The following is a 7,947-nucleotide window of genomic DNA, read 5'->3' as shown; positions in this document are numbered from 1 at the left end:
GCCACCGCGATGACCGGCCGCACCGCCCGGCCCGTGCGCGGACGGGAGGCCGAGCGTCGCCAGCCGCGTCGCCCGGCCCCCGACGCCGGCTCCCGGCAGAGCCCCGGCGCCAGCCGGCCCAGTCCGATCCACCGGGGACGGGAGCGATGAGCGCCCCACGCTCCGGCGGGCCCTCCGTCCTGGTGGTCGGCGGCGGCACCGCCGGTCACATCGAGCCGGCGCTCGCCGTCGGCGAGGCCGTTACCGCTCTCGATCCCACCGCGCGTGTCACCGCGGTGGGCACGCCGCGCGGGCTCGAGACCGAGCTGGTCCCGCGCCGGGGCGTCCCACTCGAACTCGTGGACCCCGTCCCGCTGCCACGCAGCATCGGCGGCGACCTGTTCCGACTGCCCATCCGACTGCTCCGGGCGGTACGGGGCGCGCGGGACGTCCTGCGTCGCACCGACGCGGACGTCGTCGTCGGGTTCGGCGGCTACGCGTGCGTGCCGGTCTACCTCGCGGCGGCGGCCCCCCTCGGCCGGAAGGGCACCGGAGGGCGGCGTCGGATCCCGATCATCGTCCACGAGGCCAACTCCCGCGCCGGCGTCGCCAACAAGCTCGGCGCCCGGTTCGCCGTCGCCACCCTGGCCGCCGTCACCGGCTCGGGCCTCGACGCCCGCGTCGTGGGCAATCCCGTCCGGCGTTCGGTGGCCACCCTCGACCGCGCGGCACTCCGCGCGGAGGCACGCGCCGCCTTCGGCCTCGACCCCGACGCCCCCACCCTGCTCGTGGTGGGCGGCTCGCAGGGCGCGCGCTCGCTCAACACCGCGATGGCGGGCGTCGCCGAGGAGTTCTCCCGCGCCGGTGTCGGCGTCCTCCACGCCGTGGGCCCCAAGAACGTCGCGGACGCCCCCCGGGTGCCCGCCGACGGCACCCCGTACGTGACCGTGCCCTACCTCGACCGGATGGACCTGGCCTACGCGGCCGCGGACCTCATCCTGTGTCGGTCCGGAGCCATCACCGTCGCCGAGGTCTCCGCCGTCGGACTGCCCGCTGTGTTCGTCCCGCTCCCGCACGGCAACGGTGAGCAGGCCCTCAACGCCCGCGACCTGGTCGCCGGCGGCGCCGCACTCCTCGTGGAGGACGGCGCACTGACCACCGACTACCTGCGGACCGAGGTCCTGCCGCTGCTGCTGGACCGCGGCCGCCTGGACTCGATGTCCGCCGCCGCAGTCAGCGGCGGCTCCCGAGACACGGCGGAGGTCGTGGCGCGGATCGCGCTCGACGCCGCCGGAAAGGCCCCTCGTTGACCGACCAGACCCCGCCGACCGACCAGACCCCGCCGACCGACCAGACCCCGCCGACCGACCAGACCCCGCCGACCCCGTCCGTCCCGCCGGCCACGGCGTCCGTCGATGACGTCCCCGCCACCCTCACCCGCGTCCACATGATCGGGATCGGCGGCGCCGGCATGTCCGGGGTGGCCCGGATCCTGCTCGATCACGGCGTCGCGGTCTCGGGCAGCGATGCCCGCGACTCGGCCGACCTGCGGGCCCTGGCCGATCGGGGCGCGATCGTGCGGGTGGGGCACAGTGCCGAGGCGCTCGGGGCCCACGGTGCACGGCCGGAGATCGTCGTGATCTCCAAGGCCGCGATCCCCGCCGACAACCCCGAGCTCGCGGCCGCGAGGGCCGCGGGGATCCCCGTCGTCACGCGGTCGCAGGTGCTGGGACACCTGGCACGGTCGGGCCGCTCGATCATGGTCTGTGGCACGCACGGCAAGACCTCGACGACGTCGATGCTCATCGCCGGCATGCTCGCCGCCGGCTCGGACCCGTCCTTCGCGGTGGGCGGCACCGTCCTGCAGTTCGGGACCAACGCCCGCGGCGGCAGCGACCCGGTGTTCGTCGCCGAGGCCGACGAGTCCGACGGCTCGCTCGTACACTACGACCCCGACGTGGTCATCCTCACCAACGCCGAGCCCGACCACCTCGACCACTTCGGCACCGCCGAGGCCTACTACGAGGTGTTCGACACCTTCCTCGCCCGTATCCCCGCCACCGGCGCGCTGGTGGTGTGCCTGGACGACGAGGGCGCCGCCGAGCGCGCCCGGCGGGCCGCGACGGCGGGCGTCCGCGTGCTGGGATACCGGACCTCCGACGGGCCGGTCCCCGATCTGCCGGTGTCGGGCGAACTCTCGGATATCGTCGTCGACTCCGCCGGCACCCGCGCCGACCTCATGCTCGACGGTGTCCCCCACGGCGAACTGCACGTCGGGACCCCCGGCGAACACATGGCGCTCAACGCCCTCGCCGCCCTGCTCGCCGCGCGCGAGGTGACCGCCGCCGACGGGATCGCCGCCAGCGGCATCGGCGCCTCCGGGTTCGAGACGGACGGGTTCCTCGCGGGTCTGTCCGGGTTCGGGGGAGTGGGACGACGATTCGAACCCAAGGGGGAGGCCGTCGTCGGAGGCGGGCGCGCGCGTGTCTACGACGACTACGCGCACCACCCGACCGAGGTCGCGGCGGTCCTCGGCGCGGCGAGGGAGATCGTCGAGACGGACGGCGGTCGACTGGTCGCCGTCTTCCAGCCGCACCTGTACTCGCGAACCCGCATCTTCGCCGAGGAGTTCGGCCGGGCGCTCTCACTGGCCGACCGGGTCGTGGTGCTCGACGTCTACGGCGCCCGCGAGCAGCCCGAACCCGGCATCGACGGCGGATCCGTCGCGCGGCACGTGACGGTCCCCGTGCAGCACGTGCCCGACCTGGACTCCGCGCTCGCCACCGTGCTCGGGCTGCTCGAGGCCGACGACGTGGTGTTCACCCTCGGGGCGGGGGACATCACCACGCTCGGTCCGCGAATCGTCGCCGGCCGGGCTCCGTCGGGCCAGGGTTCGTGAGGAGGGCCGCGCGGTGACCGACGTACCCGGGGACCGTCCGGACGACGCACCCCTCGATGCACGTCCCGGCGGGCCGGACGACACGCCGGATGACGTGCCGGGCCACCCGACCGCCGACGGGGGAGCGGGGGACCGGGCGTCCGAGGGAGGCCCGGAGGCCACGTCCACGGATGACCCGGACCGCCGGCTCGCCGCGGCCTCCGTCCGCAGCTCCGACGAGCGGGTCCGGCACTCCGACCCGGCCGTCCGCGCGCGGCTGCGGCGGCGCCGCCGACGCACCAACCGCATCTACGCCGGACTCGGGGTGGCACTGGTGGTGCTGCTCCTCGGCTACATCGCCCTGTACTTCCTGCCGGTGTTCTCGGTCCGCGAGGTCAGCGCCGAGGGCACCCGGTCGATCCCGTCCGAGGTGGTGACCGAGCGCGCCGCCGTGGTCCCCGGGACCCCGCTCCTCCAGGTGGACACGCATGCCGTCGCGCGGCGGGTGGCCGGACTCCCGCGGGTCGACCAGGTGACCGTCAAGCGGGACTATCCCTCGGGGCTGCGGATCGAGTTGATCGAGCGCACCGCACTGGTGGTCGTGGAGGTCGACGGGACCCGGCACCTCGTGGACGCCCAGGGCATCGACTTCGGCCCCGGTGAGCCCCCGCCCGGCACGCCCCTGCTCACCGTGGGGGACGCGGCCGGCGCGGACCTGCCGTCGATCGTCCGCGATCTGGCGACCGTGTTCGCCGAGGTGCGCGGCACCGCGGGTCAGGAGATCGCCTCGGTCGAGGTGGAGACCCCCGCGTCCATCGTCCTCACACTCGCCGACGGGCGGATCGTGGAATGGGGTGCGGCGGGACGGGATCACGAGAAGGCCGTCGCCCTGCAGATGGTGCTCGAGCAACCGGGCCAGATCTGGAACGTGTCCAACCCCGCGCTGCCGGCCTCGCGGTAGCCCGGTCGCGAGCCGGTGGACACGACACGCCCGCGAGCCTCGTGGACGCGCGGGGCTGCTGGACCTACCGTGTGTGCAGACGGCGGAAAAGGCCTCTGACCAGCAAGTTTAACCCTCAACTAGAGGGTGAGACTTTAGGCTCGCGGAACTTTCGTCGAGACAGCATGCAACCGAGCACGACACCCCCATAGGAAGGCCGGGCCTCGATGAGCTCACCGCACAACTACCTCGCAGTCATCAAGGTCGTCGGGATCGGCGGAGGCGGCGTCAACGCGGTCAACCGGATGATCGACGAGGGGCTCAAGGGCGTCGAGTTCATCGCCGTGAACACCGACGCGCAGGCCCTCCTCATGTCGGACGCCGACGTCAAGCTGGACGTCGGCCGCGAGCTCACCCGCGGGCTGGGCGCCGGCGCGGACCCCGAGGTCGGTCGCAAGGCCGCCGAGGACCACAAGGACGAGATCGAGGAGGTCCTCAAGGGGGCCGACATGGTCTTCGTCACCGCCGGTGAGGGCGGCGGGACCGGCACCGGCGGCGCGCCCGTCGTGGCCGCGATCGCCCGCAAGCTCGGCGCCCTGACGGTCGGCGTGGTCACCCGCCCGTTCTCGTTCGAGGGCAAGCGCCGCGGAGGCCAGGCCGACACCGGCATCGACCAGCTCCGCGAGGCCTGCGACACGCTCATCGTGATCCCCAACGACCGCCTGCTCCAGCTCGGCGACGCGGGCGTGTCGATGATGGAGGCCTTCAAGACCGCGGACGAGGTCCTCCTCAACGGCGTCCAGGGCATCACCGACCTCATCACCACGCCCGGCGTGATCAACGTCGACTTCGCCGACGTCAAGGGCGTCATGTCCGGGGCGGGCAGCGCCCTCATGGGCATCGGTTCCTCCCGCGGGGAGGGACGCGCGTTCAAGGCCGCCGAGGCCGCCATCAACTCCCCGCTCCTCGAGACCACGATGGAGGGCGCCAAGGGCGTGCTCATGTCCATCGCGGGCGGCAGCGACCTGGGGCTGTTCGAGATCAACGAGGCCGCCACGCTCGTGCAGGAGGAGGCGCACCCGGAGGCCAACATCATCTTCGGCACCGTCGTGGACGACTCGCTCGGAGACGAGGTCCGAGTGACCGTCATCGCCGCCGGGTTCGACGGCGGGTCCCGTCCGGTTACCGCCGGCGCGGGACAGTCGCGTCGCGGCCGCCACCACCTCGACGACGACGAGTCGGTCCCCGGCGCCTCCGGTGACACCGGCGGTGCCTCCGAACTCGGCTCGACCCCCCTCGACGGCCGGCGCCGCGACGAGTCGGCCTACCCGGGTCCCGGCTCCTCGGCCGGCAACGCGGCTCCGGCCGCGGGATCCTCGTCCCGCCGCCGTGACGAGGACGACGACATCGACGTGCCGCCGTTCATGCGGCACTGACGGTCCGATCCATGGCACCCGACGGCTCGGGGCGCGTACGCCGGGTGGTCACCGACCGCCGCGGCGGCGCGTCGACCGGAGATTTCGACTCGTTCAACCTCGGTGACCACGTCGGGGACGCCCCGGCGGCGGTGGCAGCCAACCGGGCGCGGCTCGCCCGTCGACTCGGCCTGCCCGCGACCGACGTCGTGTGGATGGACCAGGTCCACGGCACCCGTATCGCCCGCGTCACCCGCCCGACGGGCGGCACGGTCCCGGCCACCGACGGCCTGGTGACCGACCGGCCGGGCCTGGCGCTGGCGGTACTCACCGCCGACTGCGTCCCGGTCCTGGCCGCGGACTCCGAGGCCGGGGTGATCGGGGCCGTGCACGCGGGCCGGGTCGGCGCCGTCGGCGGGATCGTCCCGTCGCTCATCGGGGCCATGACCTCCCTGGGCGCCCGGGCCGAGCGCATCACCGTGCTCCTCGGACCCGCCGCGGCGGGGGAGCACTACGAGTTGCCCCCCGAGATGGTGGACGAGGTCGAGGCCGCCCTGCCCGGCAGCCGCGCCCGGACCGTCGCGGGGACCCCCGGGGTGGACCTGCGTCGGGGCATCACGCGCCAACTCGCCGGGCTCGGCGTCACCCGCGTCGACTCCGACCCGCGCTGCACGATCGCCGAGGAGTCACTGTTCTCCTATCGTCGACAGGGGCGGACCGGGCGCCAGGCCAGCGTGATCTGGCGGCAGCAGTAGAGACCCGGGGCCGGCGCACCCGCCGGCCGGGAGGAGGAAGAGGGGACATGACCGATCCCAGGGCGGACGAACTCGCCACCAGACTCGCCGCGACCCGGCAGCGTCTGGACGCGGCCCGGGCGGCCGCGGGACGGGCCGACGAGGTCGACCTCGTCGTCGTCACCAAATTCCACCCCGTCACCGACGTCGTCCGGCTCGCCCGCCTCGGGGTGCGCGACGTCGGGGAGAACCGCGTCCAGGAGGCCGCGGCGAAGGTCTCCGATCTGGCCGCCGCCGACGCCGAGCTGGCCGCGGCGGTGCGCTGGAACATGGTGGGTCACATCCAGTCCAACAAGGCCGCTGCGGTGGCCGGGTGGGCCGACCGCGTCCACTCCGTCGACTCGGCCAAGGTCGCCGACGGCCTCGAGAAGGGCCGCGCCCGCGCCGCCGGGGAGCGCGACGACGTCACCCCGCTGCCCGTCCTGATCCAGCTGAGCCTGGACGGTGACACCTCGCGCGGCGGAATCGCTCGTGAGGACCTGCCCGGCCTCGCCGACCACGTGGCCGGTCTCGGCCACCTGCGCCTGGCCGGGCTCATGGTCGTCCCCCCGCTCGAGGGCGAGGCGAGCGCCCACTTCGCCGACGCCGCCGAGGTCGCGGCCGCGCTGCGCCGCGATCACCCCGACGCGGTGGAGTTCTCCGCCGGGATGTCCGGGGACATCGAGGAGGCGGTCGCCGCGGGTTCGACCTGCGTGCGTGTCGGAACGGCCATCCTCGGCCCCCGACCAGTAGTTTGAGAGCCAGCCTCGCGGGGACACCCGCCCGCGAAGAACACACGCCCGCGACGACCCCGTTACCAGGAAGGTCCCGGAAGATGAGCGCAATCGCCCGGTTCAAGGAGTACTTCGGAATGGCGCCCGTCGCGGCGTACGACGACGAGTACCTCGACGACTACGACCGGCCCGTCCACCACGACGTGCGTGCCCCCCGCGGCATCCACGAGACGGACGACCTCGGCCCGATCGCCCGCGACCGTCGGGACGACTACGGCTACGCCGCCGACCGGTACCTGGAGGAGCCCGCCCCCCGAACCCGGATCGCCGACCTCGACCCGGTCGACGAGCGCCCGGTCGCCCCGCGTCGCGGTGACATCGACGAGCCGGCCCCCCGCCCGCGCCGCTACCACGCCGCCGAGACCGGGGCCCGCGCCACCCTGCGCGGCGTTCCCGCCACCCGCGGCGCCGTCGCGCTCGCGCCCGAGGAGGACTTCGTGGAGGACGGACTGGTGACCGTGCCCGAGACCGTTGTGGAGCGCCCCCGCGGCTTCGGCGACGGCAAGAGCCTCGGCGAGCACTTCCGCGCCGGCCGCGCCGTCGTGCTGGACCTCTCGACCATGGCCTCCGGGGATGCGCGCCGCATGGTGGACTTCGCCGCCGGACTCGTCTTCGGCCTCGACGGCCGCATGGAGAAGGTCGCCGACCGCGAGCGGACCTTCCTCCTGCAGCCCGCCGGCATGGACCTCACCGAGGCCGAGGTCCGCGACGCCGTCAACGGCGCCTTCCGGCGCTGACGCAGCCGACCCCGTTGACCACGGCCGACAGGACGCCGGTGACGGCGCGGCGTCGCGGGCCAGTAGGGTTACACCGTGCGTGAAATCCTGCTGGTCCTCTACATCATCACCCAGATCTTCTGGTACATGCTCCTCGCCAGGATCGTGGTCGAGATGATCGCCTCGTTCTCCCGCGGGTGGAGCCCCCGTGGCGTCCTCGCCGTGGTACTGGAGTGGCTGTTCACCGTCACGGACCCGCCGGTCAAGGCGCTGCGGAAGGTCATCAAGCCCGTGCGCTTGGGACAGATCTCGCTGGACCTGTCGGTGCTGGTGCTCTTCGTCATCATCATCGTCATCCAGGTGATCCTGCGTGGCCTCATGATGAGCGTGGCGTGAGGCCCCGTTGCGGCCGCTGGTGACGCGCGGGCCGATTGTGACTAGATTGGCCACCG

The 7,947-nt window shown here is 73.7% G+C and carries 8 protein-coding genes; all 8 read left to right on the top strand.

The window, feature by feature from the left end; all coding sequences use genetic code 11:
• The first annotated feature begins 146 nt into the window (after positions 1–146).
• Positions 147–1,289, top strand: a complete 1,143-nt coding sequence (gene murG, locus Q2K20_RS09880; RefSeq protein WP_269502564.1) for an undecaprenyldiphospho-muramoylpentapeptide beta-N-acetylglucosaminyltransferase — start codon at positions 147–149, stop codon at positions 1,287–1,289.
• A gap of 137 nt (positions 1,290–1,426) precedes the next feature.
• Entirely contained in the window at positions 1,427–2,878 is a 1,452-nt protein-coding gene (murC, locus tag Q2K20_RS09875; protein WP_163376583.1) for a UDP-N-acetylmuramate--L-alanine ligase, read from the top strand.
• Positions 2,879–2,891: 13 nt separating this feature from the next.
• Complete coding sequence (locus Q2K20_RS09870; RefSeq protein WP_240341426.1) at positions 2,892–3,818, top strand: cell division protein FtsQ/DivIB; 927 nt, start codon at positions 2,892–2,894, stop codon at positions 3,816–3,818.
• A 206-nt stretch (positions 3,819–4,024) separates the two neighbouring features.
• Positions 4,025–5,233, top strand: a complete 1,209-nt coding sequence (gene ftsZ, locus Q2K20_RS09865) for a cell division protein FtsZ (RefSeq protein ID WP_163376511.1) — start codon at positions 4,025–4,027, stop codon at positions 5,231–5,233.
• An 11-nt stretch (positions 5,234–5,244) separates the two neighbouring features.
• Complete coding sequence (gene pgeF, locus Q2K20_RS09860) at positions 5,245–5,967, top strand: peptidoglycan editing factor PgeF (protein ID WP_163376510.1); 723 nt, start codon at positions 5,245–5,247, stop codon at positions 5,965–5,967.
• 47 nt (positions 5,968–6,014) lie between these two features.
• Complete coding sequence (locus tag Q2K20_RS09855; protein WP_119193277.1) at positions 6,015–6,743, top strand: YggS family pyridoxal phosphate-dependent enzyme; 729 nt, start codon at positions 6,015–6,017, stop codon at positions 6,741–6,743.
• Between the two features lie 77 nt (positions 6,744–6,820).
• Positions 6,821–7,516, top strand: a complete 696-nt coding sequence (locus Q2K20_RS09850; RefSeq protein WP_119193278.1) for a cell division protein SepF — start codon at positions 6,821–6,823, stop codon at positions 7,514–7,516.
• 75 nt (positions 7,517–7,591) lie between these two features.
• Positions 7,592–7,891 carry a YggT family protein gene (locus Q2K20_RS09845; protein ID WP_082923774.1) on the top strand — a complete coding sequence of 100 codons (300 nt, stop codon included), beginning with the start codon at positions 7,592–7,594 and terminating at the stop codon, positions 7,889–7,891.
• The last annotated feature ends 56 nt before the right edge of the window (positions 7,892–7,947 follow it).

Source organism: Dietzia sp. IN118, from assembly GCF_032905965.1.
In the GTDB taxonomy this organism is placed as follows: domain Bacteria; phylum Actinomycetota; class Actinomycetes; order Mycobacteriales; family Mycobacteriaceae; genus Dietzia; species Dietzia kunjamensis.
The sequence above is the reverse complement of the archived record's forward strand: the minus strand, read 5'-3'. Positions and strand labels throughout refer to the sequence as shown.

Excerpts from the sequence above, each read along its gene's own strand:
- murG (WP_269502564.1), top strand. The coding sequence starts at position 147 with ATGAGCGCCCCACGCTCCGGCGGGCCCTCCGTCCTGGTGGTCGGCGGC.
- murC (WP_163376583.1), top strand. The coding sequence starts at position 1,427 with ATGATCGGGATCGGCGGCGCCGGCATGTCCGGGGTGGCCCGGATCCTG.
- ftsZ (WP_163376511.1), top strand. The coding sequence starts at position 4,025 with ATGAGCTCACCGCACAACTACCTCGCAGTCATCAAGGTCGTCGGGATC.
- pgeF (WP_163376510.1), top strand. The coding sequence starts at position 5,245 with ATGGCACCCGACGGCTCGGGGCGCGTACGCCGGGTGGTCACCGACCGC.
- Q2K20_RS09855 (WP_119193277.1), top strand. The coding sequence starts at position 6,015 with ATGACCGATCCCAGGGCGGACGAACTCGCCACCAGACTCGCCGCGACC.
- Q2K20_RS09850 (WP_119193278.1), top strand. The coding sequence starts at position 6,821 with ATGAGCGCAATCGCCCGGTTCAAGGAGTACTTCGGAATGGCGCCCGTC.